This window comes from Rhizobium ruizarguesonis (assembly GCF_017357285.1).
Taxonomy (GTDB): domain Bacteria; phylum Pseudomonadota; class Alphaproteobacteria; order Rhizobiales; family Rhizobiaceae; genus Rhizobium; species Rhizobium ruizarguesonis.
Genome location: NZ_CP071679.1, coordinates 593,775 through 615,337, shown reverse-complemented (window position 1 = coordinate 615,337; position 21,563 = coordinate 593,775). Strand labels below are relative to the sequence as shown.

The following is a 21,563-nucleotide window of genomic DNA, read 5'->3' as shown; positions in this document are numbered from 1 at the left end:
GGGGCGCCTTCGTCGGTGGCGATCGACCGGACTTGAAACGCATTACACCAAACTTGATGCAATGCGCTCAAATCTTTGTTCTTATGAAGATTAACGTCCACCGAAGCCGGAGCTGACGGTGATACCCTTGTAGATCACCCTCTGCAGCACGATGGCCAGGACGACACCCGGCAGCATGGAGATCGTCGCACCGGCCATGATGTAGTTCCATGCGGTGCCCTGCTGTGTCTGGAACAGGGTGAGGCCGAGCGGCAGCGTGGCTTTTTCGACGCCGCTGGTGGCAATCAGCGGCCAGAGGAAGCTCTTCCACTGTGCAATGAAGGTGAACAGCGACAAGAGGCCGATGGCCGGCATGGCAAGCGGAACGATGACCGTGACCAGGATGCGCAGGCGCGAAGCCCCGTCCATCATCGCCGCCTCGTCGAGATCCTTGGGGATGCCGAGGATGAACTGCCGCAGCAGAAAGGTGCCGAAGGAGCTGAAGGCGACCGGCAGAATCATGCCGTGATAGGTATTGATCCAACCGAACTTGCTGACGATGAGGAAGAGAGGAATGACCAGCATCACCTGCGGGATCATCAGCGTGCTGAGATAGGTAAGCAGCAGCCCCTCCCGGCCGGGAAATTTCAGCCGGGCGAAGGCGTAGGCGGAAAGGCAGGATACCGCAATCACGATCGCCGTCACGCCGCAGGCGACCACGAAGGAATTCAACAGGAAGGTTCCGAACGGCAGGGAAACCAGGGCTTCGACGAATGTTCCCCAATGATACTCCTCAGGGAAGATACGGACCGGCACGGCCATCACCTCGGCATTGGAGCGCACCGCGTTCGACACCATCCAGAAGAAGGGGAAGAGGAAAAGCAGCGCGATCAGCGAAAGCGCCGTGTAGCTGACGAAGGTGCCGACGCGCCGCAACATGCGGTGACGATGTTGAGACACGGAATGCGGATGCCGTGAGGTCGGATCAATCGTCATAATGCACCCATTTGCGCTGCATGTGGAATTGCAGGATGGTGAGCGCCATGATCATGACGAACATCACCCAGGCGAGAGCCGAGGCATAGCCCATCTGGAAGTTGGTGAAGCCCTTCTGATAGATGGCGAAACCGAGCGTGGCCGTCGCCGAGCCCGGGCCGCCGCGCGTCATCGCGAATATCTCGTCGAAGACCTGCAGCGAGGTGATCGCCGTCATCACGGTGCCAAAGAAGATGGTCGGCGAGATGAGCGGCAGGCGGATGCGCCAGAAGCGCTGCCAGGCATTGGCGCCGTCGATCGTCGCCGCCTCGAGATAGTGCTTCGGCACCAGGTCGAGAGCGGCGTTGAACATCACGACGTTATAACCGACATTCGCCCACAGGGTGACGAGCACGACCGCCTGCATGGCCCAGGTAGAGCTCAGCAGGAAATTCGGCAGGCCAAGCCCGAGCGCGCGGATGATGGTGTCGACCAACCCGTCCGGCGTGAAGATCAGCAGCCAGACCACCGACGCGGCTATGGTCGGCGTGAAGGTCGGCAGGAAGAAGATCACCCGGAAGATCGCCTTGCCGCGCTTCAGGCTCGATATCCAGACCGCGAGCGTCAGCGAGACGATAATATTCAGCGCCAGATACTCGACGGCGAAGAACAGCGTGTTGCGGAGTACGGTGTAGAAGGCCGGATCGACAGTGAAGAGCCTGATATAATTCTGGAAGCCGACGAAGGATGGCGTCGAGATCAGCTGCCAGTTGGTAAAGCTGAGCGCCAGCGACGCCAGGATAGGCAGGGCCATGAAGACCATGAAGCCGAGGAAGCTCGGCAGCAGGAACAGCATGGCTGTCTGCGTTTCCGGTTTCAGGAAGCGCCGTGGCTGACCGGGCTGCAAGGGAACTTCGGCAACAGCGCTTTGCGACATGTCTTCCTCCATGCGCGGCAGGTCCTGCCGCAGCGAGAGCTGGCGCATGACCCGAAAATCGGAATCGATTTTCCGAAAGGATCATGCGCAGATTTCAAAGCGACGGCGCGTCCTGTCGGACGCGCTGGCTTTATTGCTGCGCAAGGCTCTGGATGGACTCCATCGTCTGCTTGACATCGGCGCTGCCGGCAAAAGCCGGCGGGAAATACTGGTTGAAGAGGTTTTCCACCGCTGCCCAGTTGTTGGTGATCACGTAGGGCACGGAGTGCGCCAGAGAATAGTCGATGGCCTCGCCGCCATTGGTGATGTCCTTGGCCGCCACCTTGTACCAGGCCGATTGCGACGCCGTGCGTGCCGGCAAGGCACGGCCCTGCTCGGCGAGATAGGACAAGGCTTCCGAGCTGGTCAGCACCTGGATCGCCTTCCAGGCCGCGTCCTTGTTCTTGCTCGTCGTGGAAATCCCGAAACCGGAGCCTGCGGTGACGGCCGAAAGTTCGCCCTCATCGCGCGGCAGGGTGGTGAGGCCGATCTTGAATTTCGCCTGGTCCTTCATGCCGATGATCGACCAGGGGCCGTCGATATACATGGCGACATTGCCCGAATTGAACCGGCCCTGGACGACATCACCGGGATCCGCGCCACCCGAGGGGACCAGCGGCGCGATCTTGTCCTTGGCGGCAAAGCCGATCAGCCTGTCGGCGGCGGCAACTGCGCTCGCACTGGTCAAGTCAAGCTCGCCGGCGTCGTTGACGTATCTATCGCCCCAGGCCGCGGCCAGGACCGAATAGTTCGTCGGGGTGATGCCGAAGCCATACTTGCCGTCCTTCGTCAGCTTCTTGGCGGCATCAGTGAACTCGGCAAGCGTCCAGCCCGGCTTCGGCAGCGGAACGCCAGCCGCTTCGAGCGCGTCCTGGTTATAATAGATGACCCATGGACCGACATCGTAGGGCAGGCCGTAAAGCTGCTTGTCGACCGACATGCCGCCGATGATCGAAGGAGTGAAGGCGCCGACGTCGAACTTGTCGGCCTCGATCCGGTCATTCAGAGGCTCGAGCAGCGAATAGAAGTTCGGCATGCGCAGCGACTGCATGGAAACGATGTCGGCAAGCTGGCCCGATGCTGCCAGTACCGGCAGCCGCGTCCAGTAGTCGACCCAGCCGGTCGTCGTCAGCGTCACCTTGATATCGGGATACTTGGCGGTCACCATCTCTGCCAGGTGCTGCCAGCTCTTGGTGTCGGTTTCGGAGCCGGTCCACATCTGCCAGGTCAGGTTGACCTGCTCGGCCGATGCGGCTGTGGCAAAAAGACTGCTGCCGATAGCGGCAAGCAAAAGCGTTTTCTTCAGAACCTTCATGGGTTTCTCCTCCCTCCATGAACGCAAAGGACACGCGAGTGCGATCGAGCTCACGCCTTCAGGACAATCTCGATCACCGGCACGGTAACGTCCGGGCGCCGGACCGGCAGTTCGAGCGTGATCATGCCTTCCGGCACCGTCACGCCGATATTGGAATCCACATCTGTGGCGTGGCTCAGCCAGCGCACCTCGCTGGCGTCGTGCAGGAATTGCGCATAGGCGATCCTGTCGGCGAGACCTTCGATGTGGATGTGGCGGTAAGGCCAGTTGTAAACATGCAGATAAAGGCGGTTGCCGCGCTGTGTATAACGGCAGCCGGCCGGTACCGGATAGCGGGACGGCCCGGCCCTATAGATGGAACGCCCGTTGACGGCCATCCAGTTCTGATAGACCTCGAGCGCACTGATGGCGCGCGCATCGAGCGTGCCCCGGCCGGTCGGGCCGACATTCATCAGCAGGTTGCCGCCGAGCGCGACGGAATCGATGAGCAGCTGGATGATCTGTTCCGGGCTTTTCCAGGTATCTTCGTCGCGGTGATAACCCCATGAGCCGCTGAAGGTGTGGCAGGTCTCCCAGAGCACCCCCTGGCTGGCGATGGCGGGGGCCACGCGCGGCGTATATTGCTCCGGCGTGGTTACGTCGGGCAGGTTGCCGGGCGGCAGATCGAGGCGGTTGTTGACGATGATTTCAGGCTGCAGCTCGCGCACCAGATCGACCAGGCGCTCGCTCTCCCAGTCGGCACGCCCCTTGCCGGGCAGGCCGCGATAGTCGCGCCCGGGGTAGCTGAAATCGAACCAGATGATGTCGATGCGGCCGAAGCCGGTCAGAAGCTCGCGCACCTGTTCGCGCATATAGGCAGCGTAGTTGGCGATGTTACGGCCGGCATTCAGCGCTTTGGCATCGGGATGGTTGCGCAGCGGGTGGTGAACGTCGATCGGGAAATCGGGATGGTGCCAGTCAAGCAGCGAATAGTAGAAGCCGATCTTCAGGCCCTCAGCGCGGAAGGCTTCGACCAGCGGCGTGAGCAGATCTTTGCCACAGGGCGTGTTCGTCGCCTTGTAATCCGTCACCTTGCTGTCCCAGAGGCAGAAGCCCTCATGATGCTTGGTCGTCACCACGACATATTTCATGCCGGCAAGACGCGCCCGGCGGGCCCATTCCTTAGGGTCATAGAGATCGGGATCGAAATTGTCGAAATAGCGCTGGTAGTGGTCGTCAGTCAGCTCTTCTCGGTTCTTCAACCATTCGTGCCGGGCGCCCAGCGCATAGAGGCCCCAATGAATGAACATGCCCAGGCGATCCCGGCTGAACCAGGCGTGTTTCTCCGCCCCTCCCGATGCCGGATTTTCCGGCTGGCGTTCCGAAGTCGTCACAGGTTTTTCCTCCCTGTTTTCCGGCTCAACATCATATCGAACCGGTTCGGTAGATGATCATCTCGCCTGATCCGACGTCTGTCAAGCCGAATTTCGCGATCACAAAATCAGAAAGGAAAGCCCTGCAAAACAGGTGATTTGAAGCATAAATGTTGCGTCGGCCAATAAAATTCGACATAATAAAGCATTAGAACCGGTTCGATAGTCATGACCACCATACGAGATGTCGCGCGCCTTGCGGGGGTTTCAATCTCGACCGTCTCGCTCGCGCTCAACAGCCCGAAGCGGGTCGGTGCCGAGACGCTTGACCGCATCCAGCAGGCAATAAAATCGACCGGTTACCGCATCGATCCGGTGGCCCAGACGCTGGCGCGCGGACGCAGCTCGCTGATCGGTTTCGTTTCGGCCAATCTCGGCAACATGTTCTTCGGCGACATCCGTCGAGAGATCGAGCACCAAGCTCTCGATCACGGCTATTTCGTCCTGATCGCCGACTCCTCCGGCAGGGCCGATCTCGAACGGGCGCTGCTGGAGCGGCTGGAGGCGCAGAAGATCGCCGGCATTGCGCTGGCGGCAAACGGGCGCGGCGAGGAGTACGCCACGTTCCTGCGCGACTTCAAAACCCCGATCGTGATGTTCGACCAGAAGGTGGAAGGCGCGGCGCGTGATTTTGTCGGTTCCGACAACCCGCTGACCACCACTATCCTGACGGAACATCTGCTGCAGCTCGGCCACAGGCGGATCGGCTTCATCTCCGGGCCGAGCGGCCTGCACACCGCCGACGAGCGTCTGAAGGGCTTCATGAACACGATGGCCGGCGCCGGTGTGGACATCGACCCTTCGCTGGTGGTCGAAGGCGGCTACACCAGGACCGGCGGCCATGCACAGGCGATGCGCCTCTTGACCCGTCGCGACCGGCCGACCGCAATCATCGGCGCCAATAACATGACGGGCCTCGCAGCACTGCAGGTGATGCAGGAGATGGGTTTCCGCTGCCCTGACGACGTGTCGCTGGCGATGGTCGACGACGTGCCCTGGAGCAATGTCATCACGCCTCGCATCACCATGGTGGTGCAGGATGCGCAGAAGCTCGGCGAGCTTGCGGCACAGCGTCTGCTGGCAAGAATAGCAAGCCCGGAGGGCGCCGCAGCACCGCCGCAGGATTTTATCCTGACGCCAAGGTTCGTGCGCGGAGAGTCGACCAGGCGGCTGTGAGTGCTTCTACCTGTCCTCACGCGTATGCCAAAGGCGCAATACATAGATCATCGACTGCTGGATTTCATAGCGCAGCTCGCAACGACCGACGAGAATACGGCGGACCTCTCGAGGATCGAACTCCTCGAGCCGCTCGCCGAGGCGCGGCTGCTCAAGCAGCCGTGCAGGCGCTGCCGTCAGTGCCCGCACTGTTCGGACCGCCGCTTGCCTGTCGACCGGAGTGAGAAAGTCGTACAAGCGGGCGACGTCCGAGGCCGCTTTGCTCGTCCACTTGATCCCCATCACCGAGGCAAAGAAATCGGCTCGTCGCTATCAAGACTATCGGCCCAGGCTTGAACAGACTGGTGCTCGACAAGGTTACCGTCATCGACGTCGGCCAACGCCTCGAGCGTCAAACGCCGGCGCTCCTCCTCCTGGTCGATCCATGCCGTGAGAGCCTGCTTGACGATCCAACCACGCGAGCGTTCGAGCCGCGACGCGAGTTGATCAACCTTTTGCGCAAGCGGCAGCGGAACATGAGCAGTCAGAACCTTGGTCTCCATCTCAAACTCCTCGTCAATCATTTCTAATCATAGCGATTAATTTTGATTATATCCAGTCGCATGTACATCGTGAAGTAAAGTCGCGGCATTGCGGTAAGCTAACGCCGGATCGCGAGTTTGAGAGAAAGCGCAGTGCCGGATTTTCGTCGGACCGCAAAAACTGTCAAGGAACAAAGCGCAGGCGCCGCTCGTCCATTGAAAGACCGCCACATTTGTCATACATGTGTGATGAATCGTAAATTTCGAGTGCCGCGCGTTTGAACGGCATGCGGATCAGAGCCGAGGCGGGGGTCAGGCGTGGCTATGCAGATGAAGGATCGCAGCAAAGGCTCCGGGTCGCTGGTCACACAGGTCGGCGAAAGCCTCCGGCAAGCCATATTGAGCGGCCAATATTCCGCCGGCGACAAGCTTCCGAGTGAGCACGAGTTGACCGAAACACATGGTGTCAGCCGCACCGTCGTGCGCGAGGCCGTGGCAGCACTTCGCTCCGACGGTCTTGTCGAGGTGCGCCAGGGAGCAGGGATTTTCGTACTCGGTGCCGATCCGACGCTCTCCGCGCGGAAAGTCGACAAGGCCCGCGTCGCCTCCGATCTTGAGGTACTCGAGATCAGAACACCTGTCGAAATCGAGGCGGCGGGCCTTGCGGCCCTGCGCCGCTCGCCGGCACAGGAGGAAGCGATATTCGAATGTCATCGGAAAATCCTCCAGTGCATCGAGAGTGATCAATCGATTCGCGATGCGGATCTCGAGCTCCATGCCGCAATCGCGGAAGCCACGAACAATCCGCTGTTCAGGCAGTTCCTGGAGTCCCAGGGTTCGGCGATCATCCCGCAGTCGAGGCTCGTCCCGGAAACGAGGACGGCCGAACAGACCGCCTATCGAAAGCTGATCCACAGGGAGCACGAGGCAATCGTCGTCGCCATCTCGGACAGGGACGATCAAGCTGCCCGCAACGCTATGCGCGACCATCTGGTCGGCAGCCAGGCGAGGTACCGCAATCTGCTGAGGGATCTGCGAAGCTTCACGAACTGACATCTGATCGCAAGAGCTCACACCTTCTAGCCGATCATCAGATGACGATGACGGCCGCTGACAAGTCGTCTCAAAATTTTCACGTTGAAGCGGTTAGCACGAGGGCTGAACGCTGCCGATGCGCTCGGACAAGGATATGTCTGCGATACATGTCTGTGGAAAGGACGGCGTATCCGGCTTAGGAAATGCGGGCGCTGTCATTGATGCATGGACGGGATTGGACGGGCTGCCTGCCCGTCCGCGACTGAAAGCTAGTTGAAAGCTTCGACGTCATAGGAAGGGGCAGCATCGTGGAGGAGACACGGTCAAGGTGGCGAGACGACGATGCTAGCAAACCATAGGAGGAGATTTCCATGCGTTCTTCACGCAGCCTTTTTCATACCGTCGCTTTTTCGACGCTTCTCGCCGCAGCATCTTTCGCTACCAGCGCCGCACATGCGGCCGATAAGATCACCATCATGGTCGGCGGTTATGAGAAGCAGATCTATCTGCCCGCCAAGCTTGCTGAATCGCTCGGATACTTCAAGGATGAGGGTCTCGACGTCGAACTGCTGAATGAAGCTGCCGGCGTCGACGCCGAAAACCAGCTTCTGGCGGGCGCCGTCCAGGGTGTCGTCGGCTTCTACGACCATTGTGTGGATCTGCAGGCCAAAGGCAAATTCGTCGAATCCATCGTCCAGTTCAGCCAGGCGCCGGGCGAGGTCGAGATGGTCTCGAGCAAGTATCCTGACATCAAATCGCCGGCCGACTTCAAGGGAAAGAGCCTCGGCGTCACCGGTCTCGGCTCGTCCACCAACTTCCTGACCCTCTTCATGGCGTCGAAGGCCGGCCTGAAGCCCGGTGATGTCGTCACGGTTCCAGTCGGCGCCGGCGGCACCTTCATCGCTGCCATGCAACAGGATCAAATCCAGGCCGGCATGACCACCGAGCCGACGATCTCGCGCATGATCAAGACCGGCGAGGCGAGCGTGCTTGTCGACATGCGCACGGTCGAGTCGACCCGTCAGGCGCTCGGCGGCACCTATCCGGCCGCCTCGCTCTACATGGAAGCGTCCTGGGTCGACGCGCACAAGGAAGAGGCACAGAAGCTCGCCAACGCCTTCGTCAAGACGCTGCGCTACATCAACACGCATTCAGCCGCCGAGATCGCGGACAAGATGCCGAAGGACTTCTACGTCGGCGACAAGGACGGCTACATCAAGGCTCTCGACGACGGCAAGGGCATGTTCACACCGGATGGCGTCATGCCGGAAGACGGTCCGAAGACCGTGCTTGCCGTGCTCTCGGAGTTCTCCAAGAACGTCAAGGGCAAACAGATCGACCTTTCCAAGACCTACACGACGGAATTCGTCAAGAACGTCAAGTAAGGCGTCGCGTCGCTTCCGGTCCCAACCGGAAGCGACCTCCCATCGATCCATGGGCATTGCGTGCACGCGCCCAAAGCACGCCTCAGGTATCATCATGCAACATGACAAGAACCAGATTCCTGCGATCGAGCTGATCAATGTCAGCCGCCGCTTCGTCTCGCCGACCGGCAAGTCCCTTACGGCCCTGCGTGATTTCAACATGACGGTCGCCCGCGGAGAGTTCGTCGCCGTTGTCGGCCCCACCGGATGCGGTAAATCGACGACGCTCAATCTTGTGACGGGTCTCGCACGCCCCAGCGCCGGTGAAGTCCGGCTGATGGGCGGCCCGATCACCGGCATTGACCCGCGTGTCGGCTTCGCATTCCAGACCGACGCGCTCTTTCCCTGGAAGAACGTCATCGACAACGTCATGGCCGGTCCGCTGTTTCGAGGCAAGTCGCGCGCCGAGGCAGAAAAGAGCGGACGCGACTGGCTCGCCCGTGTCGGCCTTTCGAAGTTTCTCCATCATTATCCCCACCAGCTTTCTGGCGGCATGCGCAAGCGCGTCTCGCTAGCGCAAACCTTCATCAACGAGCCGGAAATCCTGCTGATGGACGAGCCGTTTTCGGCTCTCGACGTGCAGACCCGCACCGTCATGCACGAAGAGCTCTTGAAGCTGTGGGCGGAGCGCAAGGCCTCGGTGGTGTTCGTGACCCACGACCTCGAAGAGGCTGTCGCCCTCGCCGACAAGGTCTATGTCTTGACCGCCGGCCCCGCGACGGTCAAATCGGTCTACACGATCGATCTCCCCCGCCCGCGCGTCGTGTCGGAAATCCGCTACGAGCAGAACTTCATCGACTACTGCAAGACGATCTGGGAGGACCTCCGCGAAGAGGTCGAGACCAGCTACCGTCGCGCGAGCGAAGCGGCCTGAGGGAGGATATCATGGCACACACCACTCTTGAGGCCGGTTCGGCCACCATGTTTCGGCCAGGCACGTCAGACACGGAAATCGAGGCGTCGGCGCTGAAGGCGATGCGCCGGCGCAAGACGCTGGTGCGCTTCTGGCAGATCGCCATCCTGGTCTTCGTGATCGGCATGTGGGAGCTCTCCTCCAACATGCAGTGGATCGATCCGTTCTTCTATTCGAGCCCAAGCGGCGTCGTTCAGCGCCTCTACGAATGGGCAACAGAAGGCACCACCGAAGGTTCCCTCTGGTATAACCTATGGGTGACGATGGAGGAGGCCTTGATCGGCTTCTTTGCGGGTTCGATCACCGGCGTCTTCGTCGGCATCGGTCTTGGCCGCAACCGCTTCCTGTCGGACATTTTCTCCGTCTATATCAAGGCGATCAATTCGATACCGCGTGTCGTTCTCGCCCCCATCTTCATCATGATCATGGGTCTTGGCCTGCCCTCCAAGGTCGCTCTTGCCTTCATCATGGTGTTCTTCGTGGTGTTTGCAAACGCCTTCCAGGGCGTGCGTGAGGCCGACCGGAATATGATCGCCAACGCCCGCATCCTCGGCGCCTCGGACTGGCAGGTCACCCGCACCGTGGTCATCCCGTCGGCGATGAGCTGGATCTTCGCCAGTCTGCACGTGTCCTTCGGTTTCGCGATCATCGGCGCAATCGTCGGCGAATTCGTCGGCGCCCGGTTCGGGATTGGTCAGCTCATCTCGATCGCCAAGGGTACGTTCGATGCGGCCGGCATGTTCGCGGCAATCCTCCTCGTCATGGTCGTCACGCTTTTTGCCGAATACATCATGACATTGATCGAGAACCGCCTGGCGAAATGGCGTCCGCAGCAACACCTCGATACCCAGTGATCCAATCGACCTCCTCCTACTGCATAATTCCTTAAATCGGAATCGATTTCAGGATAAAATTATGCAGCGATTCAAAGTGTTACAGCGTCCTTTGCGCGTCTGAAAAGACGCGCGGCGCTGTAAGGCAGATCGAACAGAAGGCCGGGCGCCATGCCCGGCTTTCTTCATTTGATGCGCCTCAAGTTTAAGCGAGCGGCAGCCGCACAGTCACGATGAGGCCGCCGCCTTCCGCATCACCCAGCAAGACTGAACCTCCGGCGCCTTCGACAACCTCGCGAACGATCGCAAGTCCCAGGCCGCTCCCCTCGCTTTCAGTCCCCATGATCCGGTAGAAGCGTTCGAAAACCTGTTCGCGCTCGCCGCTCGGAATACCCGGCCCGTTGTCCTCGACGGTCACGATGGCGTTGCCGTCTGCCTGCCCGACGGCGACGGTCACCCGTCCATTCGGGCGGGTATAGCGGATCGCGTTGTCTATGAGGTTGACCAACATCTCGCGCAACATCGTCGCGTCGCCGTCGACAATGACCGGGCGGACGGCTTCCAAGCCGACGTCGATGTTGCGCTTAAGCGCCTCTTCGGCAAGCGCTTCCAGGATCTCGCGGGCGGCCTTCGTAAGGTCGGCCGCATCGTTGCGCGGGCGCCGGCTTCCGGGCTCGGCCCGCGACAAGGTAAGAAGCTGGCTGGCAAGACGCGAAATCTGCTTCGTGCTGGTGCGAAGGGCGACAAGCGCCTCGTCGCGACGGGCCGCATCGGCTTCGCGGGCCGCCACGCTCGCCTGCGTCGAAATCAGCGCGAGCGGCGTTCTGAGTTGATGCGCAGCATTGGATACGAACCGTCGCTGCGCGGCCATCTGGTTCTGGACGCGCTCCATGTGGTCGTTCAGGGCGTGAACGAGCGGCTGCAGCTCGCTCTGCACCATCTCTGGCGGCAGCGGATCGAGACGGTTGCGCCCGCGCAGGCGCAGAGCGTCCCGGAGTCTCAGCGCAGGCGCCAGGCCCCGTTGGAGCCCAAGGATGGTCACCAGGCTGGCGACGAAGACGAGCACGAACTGCTTCGAAAAGTCTGAGAGCCACAACTGCCTTCGCATCGCATACTGGCTGTTATGCGTAACGGCGACGGTGACGGAGATCGCACCGTCATCGGGAAGGCCGACGACAGGATGGTCGAGCATCATGACCCGCACATCGGCACCATGGAACGCGCGATCCTCCCCTGCCCGCTGGACGGCCGACAACGGCAAGTCGGGAAAGCCGCTGACCAGACTGCCCCACGCGGTGATCACCTGGTAAAATACCCGGTCGCCGAAGCCTGTATCAAACATCTCCAGCGCGGAAGGCGGCACGTCCACCTGAACATTGCCGCCCTCGTCGACGCGGACGGCCTCGGCAATGACGCGGGCCGAGGCCAGAAGTGTTCGATCCGTCACCAGCTTTGCCGTCGCATCCGCCGTCCAGAAGCTGTCGTAAAGATTGAAGCCGATCGCGCCGAACAGGGTCAGCAGCACCCAGCAGAGCAATTGTACCCTCAAACTGTGGCTGAGCCGCGCGATCGCCGCGCCCACCTTTTTGACGAGACTACTGGACATGTCTGAGGAGATAGCCGAGCCCGCGCAACGTGGCAATTTGAACCGAACTGCTCTCGAGTTTCTTTCGCAGCCTGTGGACGTAGATTTCGATGGCGCTCGGATCCGCCTCGTCGTCGAAACCGAAGACGCTTTCAGAAAGCGTGGCTTTCGAAACCGTGATGCCATGCTTCATGACGAGCTGCTCGAGAACGGCATATTCGCGCGGCGTCAATTGCAGCGGCTCGCCTGCGACGAAAAACTGCCGCGTTCCACCGGAGAAACGCAGGTTGCCGACGGTGATTTCCGACGATGCCCGGTCCTGGCCGCGGCGGACCACCGCGCGGATCCTGGCTTCGAGTTCGGCGATTTCGAAGGGCTTGGCGAGATAGTCGTCGGCACCGCTGTCGAGCCCCGCTACACGACCGTCCAGGCTGGCATTGGCGGTCAAGATGATGACCGGCAGCTTGCTCCCGGACTGCCGCAATCGCTTCAAAAGCGTCAATCCGTCAAGTTTGGGCAGTGCAAGATCAAGGATCATAGCCGAATACTCAGCCACCTTGAGCAAATGCTCGGCGTCCTCGCCGTCGTGAGCAATGTCGATAGCATACTGCGCCTGTCGCAGGGCTTTGCCCAGCCAAGCCGCCAGATCCTTGTTGTCCTCCACCACAAGCAGTCGCATCCGACCTCCTTAGCATGTGCGGACGGTCTGGCGGAAGCGTGACCCGATTTCCTCCGCCGACGCCTGGCATCCATGGCGCGAATTGTCCGTTATTTGTCCGGCGCGCGCATTTTCCTCTGTCTTCAAATTGCCGAGTATGACTTCATGATCAACTTGGATGGAGCAAAAAATGTCCGGCCATGATATAGTCCTTCTCGTTATCGACGCTCAGGAGTCCTTCCGACACCGCGATTACTGGGATGAAAACCTCGCCTCCGCCTATATCGATCGTCAGCAGGCTCTGATCGACGGTGCGGAAGCCGATGGAATACCCATCATCCAGATCTTCCATGTCGATGAAAACGGGCCGTTTTCGGAAGCATCCGGGTTCGTCACCACACTCGCCCCGCTCAGGATCGCCCCCAAGGCGACATTCAGGAAGAGGCGCCATAGCGCCCTGGTCGGTTCCGGTCTCGACGTGTGGCTGACCGAGAATGGCGTCCGTCGTATCCTCGTCTCCGGCATCCGCACCGAACAGTGCTGCGAGACTACCACCCGCCATGCCTCCGATCTCGGCTATCAAGTCGACTATGTCGGCGAAGCGACGCTGACCTTCCCGATGACCGACGCCACAGGACGCACCTGGAGCGCGAGGGAAATCCGGGACCGGACCGAGCTGGTCCTGTCGGACCGTTTCGCTCGGATAACAACCGTCGAACAGGCCCTGGCGGGGCGTGGAAAGTCACTCGCCGCATGACGGACGCCGCGCAGCCCTTCGATATTCCAGTCTTCGTCGTCGTGCCGCCGCGCGTGCTGCTGCTTGACGTCGCCGGCCCGATCGAAGTGCTGCGCAAGGCGAACCTCGAACAGCGCACGGTGCGCTTTTCCGTCACCTATATCGGTCCATCCCTGACGGTCGGCAGCTCGATCGGTCTTGCCGTTACAGGCGTTGCCGCATTGCCGGAGCGCCTGCCCGATACCGCACTTGTCATCATTGCCGGCAGCGCCGATGCCCCGATGAAAAACAGCCGCCCGGGGAACGAACAGGAGCGCGCAGACCAGGCTGCCATCGTCGCATGGCTAAAGCACACCATTCGCCCGGGAGTTCGTCTGGTCTCGATCTGCTCGGGCGCATTGCTCGCTGCCGAGGCAGGCATGCTCGATGGCCGCGATTGCACCACCCATCATGGCTGCATAGAGGATCTGGCCAGGCTCGCTCCCACCGCGCGTGTCCGGGACAACCGGCTCTATGTCGAGGATGGAGATCGCCTCACGAGTGCCGGCATCACCGCCGGCATAGACCTCATGCTGCATATCGTTGCCGAAGCGGCGGGGCACGCGTGTGCGCTTGCGGTGGCGCGATATCTTGTCGTCTATCTCAGGCGCGGCGGCTCGGATCCGCAGCTTTCGCCCTGGCTCGAAGGTCGCAACCATATCCACCCGGTCATTCACCGCGCACAGGATGCCGTGGCCGCCAACCCGTCTGAGGACTGGTCGGTGGCGTCGCTCGCCCGCCTCAGCGGCGCCAGCCCGCGCAACCTTTCACGGCTGTTCAACGAGCAGACGGGCATGAGCGTGACGGATTTCGTCAACCGCATGCGCGTGGCTCTTGCCCGCGAGATGCTCGCCGGTTCACGGCTGGACATGGAGGCTGTCGCGATGCGCGCCGGCTTCGGCTCGGCGCGGCAGCTCCGCCGCGCCTGGAACCGTCTGAATGACGGCCCGCCGAGTGCGGCGCGGTCGAGGCTACCTACAGGCTCATAGCGCGAGAGGAAGGGCGGATGGCTTGAGGCCGGCTTCCTGTACCTCGGTTCCCCAGATTTCGATCTGTGTCAGTGCCGGATAGGGCGAGGCGTCTTCGGCCTTGATCAGACCGTGCAGTTCCAACCATTCGACGATGCAGGGTTCTATGGCAAAGCCCTGCGCGGCACCCGATTTTGCCAGCGGAAAACAGGAGGTCTTGCCGTTCGAGAAGGTGACGCTGGCCTGCTCCCACCAGGAATCATGCGGAAAGTCGGCCCGGAGATAGAAAACGATCTCGTCGATCCTGACCGGCCTGCCGAATTCCACCGTCAGTGCTGCTTGCGGATCGCGATTGATGCCCCAGCTCGTATAGGGCCAGAAGCCGTGATCATCGTTGGCCTTTTCGCCGTCGATCGCGTTGCGCGCGGCAAAAACCGCTTCGCCGCGGGTCTCGACATTGGCGCGCGCATGCGGAAACAGAGCCCGATTGGCGTGATCGTCCCAGGGGTTGAGGGCGAGATTGCGCCGATGGACAATCTCGTCAGAGCGCGTGCTACGCGCTGAGAGCCGATGGATATCGCCCCTGAAGGCATTCGGCGAATAGGGCTTGCGTTTGTCGCCGAAGGGCACGGCGAGCGAATAGGCGCATTCCTTCATATAGACCAGGCCGGGTTGGATCGCGCCATCGAGGGCGAGGAAGACATGTCCGGGCTCGGAGACCTCCACAACCACGCGATCGCCTTCGCGATAACTCTGGCGATAGACCAAGAACGTCTCGTCCCGACCGGTGGAACTCGCCAACACTGCCCCATCGGCATCCACGATCTTCAGCGTCAATTCCATGCTCGCCCTCCCCAGAGCATGATGCCGAAAAGTGTGAGCGATTTTCGGACGACATCATGCTCTAACTCTTTAATTTAGAACAGGATTCAGATTTCAGGCCGACCCGGCCCAAATCATCCTGTTCTAGACGATCCGCAATCTCAGGAGCCTGCCGGCAAACGGCACGCGCAGCCGGTAGATCTGTTCGGGCCAGGCCGATCTCAGCCGGGCGTCGTCCACGCCGATTTCGTCGATTTCGATCTCGCCGGCGCCCTCGACGAAAATGCTGCCGAGGTCGGCCAGATCGATCCTGTCCGGGCTGACGGTCGGCGCCAGGCATGTCATCAGCGACAGGACCGCCGGCTTGCTCCCGTCATAGGTGTCGACGATCTCGACATGGCGGCCGCGCAGCAGGGAAACGACGCGGCGGTAGCTGTGCAACTGCGCTTCGGGGGAATAGGCGCCTGATATATCGAGCGATATGCGAGCCTGCTCCTCGTCAAACGCGACCTCGACATCGCGGGCGCCAAAGACTTCGCCGGCCGACTGCATGACGCCTGCGAATGTCGGCAGGTTGTGGAAAGCCGACTGCATCGTCCATATCTCGTAGCGCCGCGCCGAAAAGGTCTTTGCGGTATAGGTCTCGACGCCGACGTCGATCAGGAGCGGACGTCCGTTCTTGTAAAGCGTGACACTTCCGACATCGTTGTGATTGTGGCCCTCGCCGTTGTTGCCGCCCTTGACGGCAAGTGAAAACTGCTCGTCGCGGGCGATGAACAGGCCGATGCCGGGATAGAAGATATCGCGCCGGGATGCAGGATGCGGCGGGGCGGCAGCGGGAGGCGTCGGGCCGGCCAGCAGTTCCTGCACGCGATACCAGAGGTTCCATTCACCGGGCAGATGCGGATTGTCGGACGCGGCCCTGTCGGCTGCCGCGAACTCAGCCAGCATCTCAGAGCCGACCGCCTGTCCGAACAGGTATTCGCGCGCGCTACAGGGTTCGACCACAGCGGAGGAATCCGCGAAATTGAAATAGTGGCGGCCGGCCACATGCATATGGGCAATATATTCGGCCATGTTGCGGATCTTCGGCTGCTGCCAGACCCCGGAGAACGGGCCTGGCGCCACGGCATCCAGGATGGTCAACGCACCATGCAGGCAGAGTGCGGCGTGGCGGTAGTAGAGCACACCCTCTTCGCAGGCCCCGTCCTCGGCATAATCCTTCAGGAAGGCGTCGAGACTGCCGAGCGCCTTCTTGGCGACGGCGTGACGCGTGGGCTGATCTGTTTTCAGGGAGAAGACCGTCAACAGGACGTTCTGGCTTATCCATGCCGTCCAGTTGTTCATCCGCTCCTCACCGCGGCCCATCCACCAGAAATGCCGGCCGAGATAGGGCGAGAGGATGCGGATCTCGATCTCGCGCTCTACGCGTGCCGTAATCTCCGGGCTGATGCCGTCGAGCTCGTCGCGAAGCAATGCGACGATGGTGGCAAGCAGCGCGGCCGTTTCGGCGGCGAAGAGATCGACGACAGGCTGCGAATTGTCGGGAAGCGGCAGGCGCGCACCGCTTCGTTCATAGGCGTTATGCGCCGGAAGCTGCCAGCCGCTCTCCTCCGCGATCAGGAAGATGCCATCGACGATCTTCGGCAGGAACCGCGCCCCGCCTTCGATGAGTTCGCCGAGCACCAGATTGTTGAGCATCCGCCGCCGCGTGAAATACAGCTCCTCGAAGCGCGCGCGGTTGCCCGTTGCGGTGAACTCCCGGTAATCCGAGGCCGCAATCAGCGGCCAGGCGCGCGCAAGCGTCTCTTCGGCCTCCTGAATGACCAGCTCCCGTACCGCTTGCGGCACAGCGCTCCATCTGGCGCGATCGGAGCAGACCGCCCCGGGCGTGAAATCGCCCAGCACATCCGGCAGTTCCCCTGAAATCTCGCTGAACATGTCCCTCCCCGTACCGGAAAAGCATCGATGGGCGTTTGGTCTGCATGCTCACCTATCATATGTATTTTGCGCTTTCCATAAAATTCGTATGACCTGTTCAGAACTTGTTTGACCAATACCGGATATGTGCTATGTCGTTGCGGGAGGAAGAGGAGGCATCGGTGTCCCTATCGAATTCGGTCATCACGACGGATGGCGCTCTGGCAACCTCCGGCCGGAAGGTCGCGGTCCTGTCGAAGCGCCAGCGCAGGATCCGCAACGCGCTCGTCGCCTATTCCTTCATCGCGCCGAATTTCATCGGCTTTGCCGTCTTCACGCTCGGCCCGATCCTGTTCGCCTTCGTGCTCGCCTTCATGCATTGGGACGGCTCGAATGCGATCACATTCGCCGGGCTGGATAATTTCTGGCGACTTTTCGAGGACAAGGCCTTTATCGCGGCGTTCTGGAACACGGTGATCTATACGGTCGCCTCCGTGCCGGCGACGCTTATCTGCGCGCTCGGCCTCGCCGTTCTCCTCAACCAGAAGATTGCGGGGCGCGACTTCTTCCGCACGGCGATGTTCTTCCCCTATGTCGCCTCGCTGGTGGCCGTCGCAGTCGTCTGGAACATGATCTTCAATCCCGAGATGGGACCGGTGAACATGATCCTCTACACGCTCGGCCTTGATCCCAAGAACATGCCGGGATGGGCGGCCGATCGCCACTGGGCGATGGTGACAGTGATCCTCTTCGGCATCTGGAAGAACATGGGCTATTACATGGTCATCTATCTGGCCGGCCTGCAGGGCATCAATTCGGAGCTCTATGAAGCTGCCGATCTCGACGGCGCCAATTCCTGGCAGAAGTTTATCCATGTCACCGTGCCGCAGCTCGGGCCGACGACCTTCTTCGTGACCGTCATGCTGACGATCCAGTCCTTCAAGGTGTTCGACCAGATCTACATGATCACCCAGGGCGGGCCCGGCACTTCGACGCTCGTCCTCGTCTACCACATCTACAACGAGGCCTTCATTTCCTGGGATCTCGGCTATTCCAGCATGGTTGCGCTGGTTCTGTTCTTCCTCGTTCTCGCGGTCACCGTCTTCCAGTTCCGCCGCCAGAGGGAGGACGGCGAATGAGGATTGCAGGACGCAAGGTAACCGTCAGATCGGTCGCGATCTACGCCATCGTCATCGCCGTCACGCTCATCATGCTGATGCCCTTTGCCTGGATGCTTTCGGCATCGCTGAAGCTCAGCCGCGACGTCTTCGCTTTTCCGATCGAGTGGATACCGTCCGAGCCGCAATGGCATAACTACGTCGATATCTGGACGAAAATCCCGCTTTCGCTCTTCATCTACAACACGTCGAAGCTGACGATCATCGTCACGCTGCTGCAGCTTTTGACTTCCAGCTTTGCGGCTTACGCCTTCGCCAAGCTGAATTTCCCCTACAAGAACACCTTGTTCCTCGGCTACATCGCCACCATCGCCATGCCCTGGCAGGTCTATATGGTGCCGCAATTCCTGCTGATGCGCGAATTCGGCCTCAACAACACCCATCTGGCGCTGATCTGCCTGCAGGCCTTCACCGCCTTCGGTGTCTTCCTGATGCGACAATTCTACATGTCGATCCCGACCGAGCTCTGCGAGGCAGCCCGCATCGACGGCATGAACGAGTACCAGATCTGGGCGCGCATCATGCTGCCGCTGTCCAAGCCCGCGCTCTCGACGCTGACGATCTTCACCTTCGTCACCACCTGGAACGATTTTCTCGGGCCGATGATCTACCTGACCAAGACCGAGCTGAAGACCGTCCAGATCGGCCTGCGCATGTTCATCTCGCAATATTCGGCCGAATACGGGCTGATCATGGCAGCCTCCGTCGTCGCCCTCATTCCGGTTCTCGTCGTCTTCCTCTCTCTCCAGCGTTTCTTCGTCGAGGGCATCGCCTCGACGGGACTGAAGGGTTAAATCCATGAACGCCGTCTCGTCCGTCGCCCCGCAGCCGATAACCGACCAGGAGGTCAAAGCCGCTCTCGATCTTGCCGTCGAGCAGATCAGGCGTAACCTTCCCGTCTTCACCCATGCCTCGCAGAACCATTCGAGTGTCGGAAATTTCTATCCTGCGGTGGCGAACGACCAATGGACCGCAGGTTTCTGGCCCGGTGAGCTATGGCTCGCTTTCGAGCATAGCGGCGAGGCGGTTTTCCGGCATGCCGCGCAGGTCCAGGTCCAGTCGTTTCTGCATCGGATCGTGAACCGCATCGAGACGGACCATCACGACATGGGCTTTCTCTATTCGCCCTCCTGCATTGCCGCCTGGAAGCTCGTCGGAGACGAGGATGGCCGCAAGGCCGCCATCCTGGCCGCCGACCAGCTGATCGAGCGTTTCCAACCCATCGGCCAGTTCATTCAGGCCTGGGGCCGCAAGGGGGTGGCGGAAGAATACCGCTACATCATCGACTGCCTGCTGAACCTGCCGCTTCTCTACTGGGCGAGCCGCGAAACCGGCGATCCGAAATACCGCGAGATCGCGCTCATTCACGCCCGCACCACGCTTGCCAACTCGGTTCGGCCGGACGATTCCACCTATCACACCTTCTATATGGACCCGGTCACCGGAGCGCCGGTGCGCGGCGCCACCAAACAGGGCTACAAAGACGATAGCGCCTGGGCGCGCGGACAGGCCTGGGCAATCGCTGGCATGGCGCTCTCCTATCGCTATGAGCGGATCGAGGAATATCGCCAAACCTTCGACCGGCTGCTCGCCTTCTATCTCAACCGGCTGCCGGCCGACATGGTGCCCTATTGGGATCTCGTCTTTTCGGACGGCGATGGCGAGCCGCGCGACAGCTCGTCGGCGTCGATCGCCGCCTGCGGCCTTCTGGAGATGGCCGATCTCGTCGAGCCGGAACCGGCCGCACGTTATCGCACGCTGGCACGCCGCATGATGAAGAGCCTTGCGGATCATTATGCGGTCAAGGATCCCACCGTCTCCAACGGCCTGGTGCTGCACGCCACCTATTCGAAGAAATCGCCGTTCAACACCTGCCGCGGTGAGGGTGTCGATGAATGCGTCTCCTGGGGAGATTATTATTACATGGAAGCTTTGACGCGTCTTTCGCGCAGCTGGTCTTCCTATTGGTGAATTCAGGAGAACCCGATGGCCAGCATTTCGCTTAAAGAGCTGAACAAGAGCTACGGTGCGCTCACCGTTGTCCACGACATCGACCTCGAGATCGCAGACAAGGAATTCATCATTCTGGTCGGCCCGTCGGGCTGCGGCAAATCGACGACGCTGCGGATGATCGCCGGCCTCGAGGAAATATCGGGAGGAGAGCTCAAGATCGGCGGCGACATCATGAACGACGTCCCTTCCAAGGATCGGGATATCGCCATGGTTTTCCAGAATTACGCGCTCTATCCGCATATGACCGTCTACAAGAACATGGCGTTCGGCCTGCAGCTCAGGAAGGTATCGCGCGACTTCATCGATGCCCAGGTGCAGGACGCCGCCAAGATCCTCGACATCTCTCATCTCCTGAACCGCAAGCCGAAGGCGCTTTCGGGCGGGCAGCGCCAGCGCGTCGCGCTCGGTCGCGCCATGGTGCGCAATCCGGCGGTCTTCCTTCTCGACGAGCCGCTTTCCAATCTCGACGCCAAGCTGCGCGGCACGATGCGCTCGGAAATCACCAAGCTGCACAAGCGCCTCAACGCCACCTTCATATACGTCACTCACGATCAGGTGGAGGCCATGACCATGGCGGACCGGATCGTCGTCATGAAGGACGGGCATATCCAGCAGGTGGATACGCCGCAGAACCTCTATGACCGCCCCGTCAACATGTTCGTCGCCGGTTTCATCGGCGCGCCGCAGATGAACATGCTGCCCTCGACCATTCTGCGCCGGGGCGATGGCTACGTCGCCGTCTTCGACGGCCGGGAACTGCCGCTGCCTGCCCATTTCGACAAGAGCAGGATCGCGCCCTACCAGGGCCGCGAACTGGTGCTCGGCATCCGTCCGGAAAATTTCCACGAACTGCCGCCGGCTGATATCGCACCGGAGAACCTGGCGCCCCTCAAGGCGATTGTCGAACTTGCCGAACCGATGGGCTCGGAAGTGCACCTGAACATGGTGGCAGGCGGTCGCAATCTCATCGCCCGCGTCTCGCCACGCTACCGGCCCGATATCGGCGAAGAGGCGACGCTGGTTGCCGATATGACCAATGCGCAGCTGTTCGACACGGAAACGGAACGCTCGATTCTATACTGAGG

Annotated in this window: 21 protein-coding genes; 11 read left to right on the top strand and 10 right to left on the bottom strand. The window is 60.8% G+C overall.

Annotated features, from left to right (window positions below):
• Positions 1 to 90: 90 nt before the first annotated feature.
• The 4 genes from J3P73_RS27385 to J3P73_RS27370 form a co-directional block, all read right to left on the bottom strand.
• Complete coding sequence (locus tag J3P73_RS27385; protein WP_024319655.1) at positions 91 to 975, bottom strand: carbohydrate ABC transporter permease; 885 nt, start codon at positions 973 to 975, stop codon at positions 91 to 93.
• A complete protein-coding gene (locus tag J3P73_RS27380; RefSeq protein WP_024319654.1) occupies positions 965 to 1,939 on the bottom strand; it encodes a carbohydrate ABC transporter permease in 975 nt (324 codons plus the stop codon). Before J3P73_RS27380 ends, J3P73_RS27385 begins: the two co-directional genes overlap by 11 nt.
• 82 nt (positions 1,940 to 2,021) lie before the next feature.
• Positions 2,022 to 3,245, bottom strand: a complete 1,224-nt coding sequence (locus J3P73_RS27375) for an ABC transporter substrate-binding protein (RefSeq protein WP_018072986.1) — start codon at positions 3,243 to 3,245, stop codon at positions 2,022 to 2,024.
• A 50-nt stretch (positions 3,246 to 3,295) separates the two neighbouring features.
• A complete protein-coding gene (locus tag J3P73_RS27370; protein WP_024319653.1) occupies positions 3,296 to 4,618 on the bottom strand; it encodes an alpha-L-fucosidase in 1,323 nt (440 codons plus the stop codon).
• A 207-nt stretch (positions 4,619 to 4,825) separates the two neighbouring features.
• Here J3P73_RS27370 and J3P73_RS27365 point away from each other — a divergent pair, with 207 nt between their 5' ends.
• Complete coding sequence (locus tag J3P73_RS27365) at positions 4,826 to 5,833, top strand: LacI family DNA-binding transcriptional regulator (protein ID WP_024319652.1); 1,008 nt, start codon at positions 4,826 to 4,828, stop codon at positions 5,831 to 5,833.
• 6 nt (positions 5,834 to 5,839) lie between these two features.
• Here the strand turns inward: J3P73_RS27365 and J3P73_RS27360 are convergent, their stop codons facing one another.
• The gene (locus J3P73_RS27360; protein WP_024319651.1) at positions 5,840 to 6,115 is read right to left on the bottom strand and encodes a type II toxin-antitoxin system RelE/ParE family toxin; all 276 of its coding nucleotides are present in this window, start codon (positions 6,113 to 6,115) and stop codon (positions 5,840 to 5,842) included.
• Entirely contained in the window at positions 6,115 to 6,375 is a 261-nt protein-coding gene (locus J3P73_RS27355; RefSeq protein ID WP_027688292.1) for a CopG family ribbon-helix-helix protein, read from the bottom strand. The genes J3P73_RS27360 and J3P73_RS27355 overlap by 1 nt, the downstream gene beginning before the upstream one ends.
• A gap of 303 nt (positions 6,376 to 6,678) precedes the next feature.
• On the opposite strand from J3P73_RS27355, the gene J3P73_RS27350 reads away from it, so the two are divergent.
• The 4 genes from J3P73_RS27350 to J3P73_RS27335 all read left to right on the top strand — a co-directional run bounded on the left by J3P73_RS27350 (position 6,679) and on the right by J3P73_RS27335 (position 10,580).
• Entirely contained in the window at positions 6,679 to 7,407 is a 729-nt protein-coding gene (locus tag J3P73_RS27350) for a FadR/GntR family transcriptional regulator (RefSeq protein WP_024319649.1), read from the top strand.
• Between the two features lie 353 nt (positions 7,408 to 7,760).
• Complete coding sequence (locus J3P73_RS27345) at positions 7,761 to 8,774, top strand: ABC transporter substrate-binding protein (RefSeq protein WP_018072979.1); 1,014 nt, start codon at positions 7,761 to 7,763, stop codon at positions 8,772 to 8,774.
• Between the two features lie 94 nt (positions 8,775 to 8,868).
• A complete protein-coding gene (locus tag J3P73_RS27340) occupies positions 8,869 to 9,687 on the top strand; it encodes an ABC transporter ATP-binding protein (protein WP_024319648.1) in 819 nt (272 codons plus the stop codon).
• A gap of 11 nt (positions 9,688 to 9,698) precedes the next feature.
• The gene (locus J3P73_RS27335) at positions 9,699 to 10,580 is read left to right on the top strand and encodes an ABC transporter permease (RefSeq protein ID WP_003549874.1); all 882 of its coding nucleotides are present in this window, start codon (positions 9,699 to 9,701) and stop codon (positions 10,578 to 10,580) included.
• A gap of 184 nt (positions 10,581 to 10,764) precedes the next feature.
• On the opposite strand, the gene J3P73_RS27330 is transcribed toward J3P73_RS27335, so the two are convergent.
• Both J3P73_RS27330 and J3P73_RS27325 read right to left on the bottom strand, forming a co-directional pair.
• Positions 10,765 to 12,165: a sensor histidine kinase gene (locus J3P73_RS27330; protein WP_024319647.1), complete on the bottom strand. Its 1,401-nt coding sequence runs from the start codon at positions 12,163 to 12,165 to the stop codon at positions 10,765 to 10,767.
• Positions 12,155 to 12,823 (bottom strand): response regulator, encoded by a 669-nt coding sequence (locus tag J3P73_RS27325; RefSeq protein ID WP_018482404.1) that lies wholly within the window; start codon positions 12,821 to 12,823, stop codon positions 12,155 to 12,157. The genes J3P73_RS27330 and J3P73_RS27325 overlap by 11 nt, the downstream gene beginning before the upstream one ends.
• 157 nt (positions 12,824 to 12,980) lie before the next feature.
• Here J3P73_RS27325 and J3P73_RS27320 point away from each other — a divergent pair, with 157 nt between their 5' ends.
• Positions 12,981 to 13,559, top strand: coding sequence for an isochorismatase family protein (locus tag J3P73_RS27320; protein WP_171481063.1), 579 nt, complete (start codon positions 12,981 to 12,983; stop codon positions 13,557 to 13,559).
• A complete protein-coding gene (locus J3P73_RS27315; RefSeq protein WP_024319645.1) occupies positions 13,556 to 14,566 on the top strand; it encodes a GlxA family transcriptional regulator in 1,011 nt (336 codons plus the stop codon). Before J3P73_RS27320 ends, J3P73_RS27315 begins: the two co-directional genes overlap by 4 nt.
• On the opposite strand, the gene J3P73_RS27310 is transcribed toward J3P73_RS27315, so the two are convergent.
• Together J3P73_RS27310 and J3P73_RS27305 are read right to left on the bottom strand one after the other, a co-directional pair.
• Positions 14,561 to 15,388, bottom strand: a complete 828-nt coding sequence (locus J3P73_RS27310) for a carbohydrate-binding protein (RefSeq protein ID WP_130687429.1) — start codon at positions 15,386 to 15,388, stop codon at positions 14,561 to 14,563. The two genes, J3P73_RS27315 and J3P73_RS27310, sit on opposite strands and share 6 nt — an antisense overlap.
• A 123-nt stretch (positions 15,389 to 15,511) precedes the next feature.
• Entirely contained in the window at positions 15,512 to 17,308 is a 1,797-nt protein-coding gene (locus tag J3P73_RS27305) for a heparinase II/III domain-containing protein (RefSeq protein WP_130687430.1), read from the bottom strand.
• 131 nt (positions 17,309 to 17,439) lie between these two features.
• Here J3P73_RS27305 and J3P73_RS27300 point away from each other — a divergent pair, with 131 nt between their 5' ends.
• From J3P73_RS27300 to J3P73_RS27285, 4 genes are read left to right on the top strand one after another with little or no spacing between them, the layout of a single operon-like run.
• Positions 17,440 to 18,426 carry a carbohydrate ABC transporter permease gene (locus J3P73_RS27300; RefSeq protein ID WP_024319643.1) on the top strand — a complete coding sequence of 329 codons (987 nt, stop codon included), beginning with the start codon at positions 17,440 to 17,442 and terminating at the stop codon, positions 18,424 to 18,426.
• The gene (locus J3P73_RS27295) at positions 18,423 to 19,259 is read left to right on the top strand and encodes a carbohydrate ABC transporter permease (RefSeq protein ID WP_024319642.1); all 837 of its coding nucleotides are present in this window, start codon (positions 18,423 to 18,425) and stop codon (positions 19,257 to 19,259) included. Before J3P73_RS27300 ends, J3P73_RS27295 begins: the two co-directional genes overlap by 4 nt.
• A 4-nt stretch (positions 19,260 to 19,263) precedes the next feature.
• Positions 19,264 to 20,436, top strand: coding sequence for a glycoside hydrolase family 88 protein (locus J3P73_RS27290; protein ID WP_024319641.1), 1,173 nt, complete (start codon positions 19,264 to 19,266; stop codon positions 20,434 to 20,436).
• Between the two features lie 15 nt (positions 20,437 to 20,451).
• Positions 20,452 to 21,561, top strand: a complete 1,110-nt coding sequence (locus tag J3P73_RS27285; protein ID WP_130680463.1) for an ABC transporter ATP-binding protein — start codon at positions 20,452 to 20,454, stop codon at positions 21,559 to 21,561.
• Positions 21,562 to 21,563: the final 2 nt, after the last annotated feature.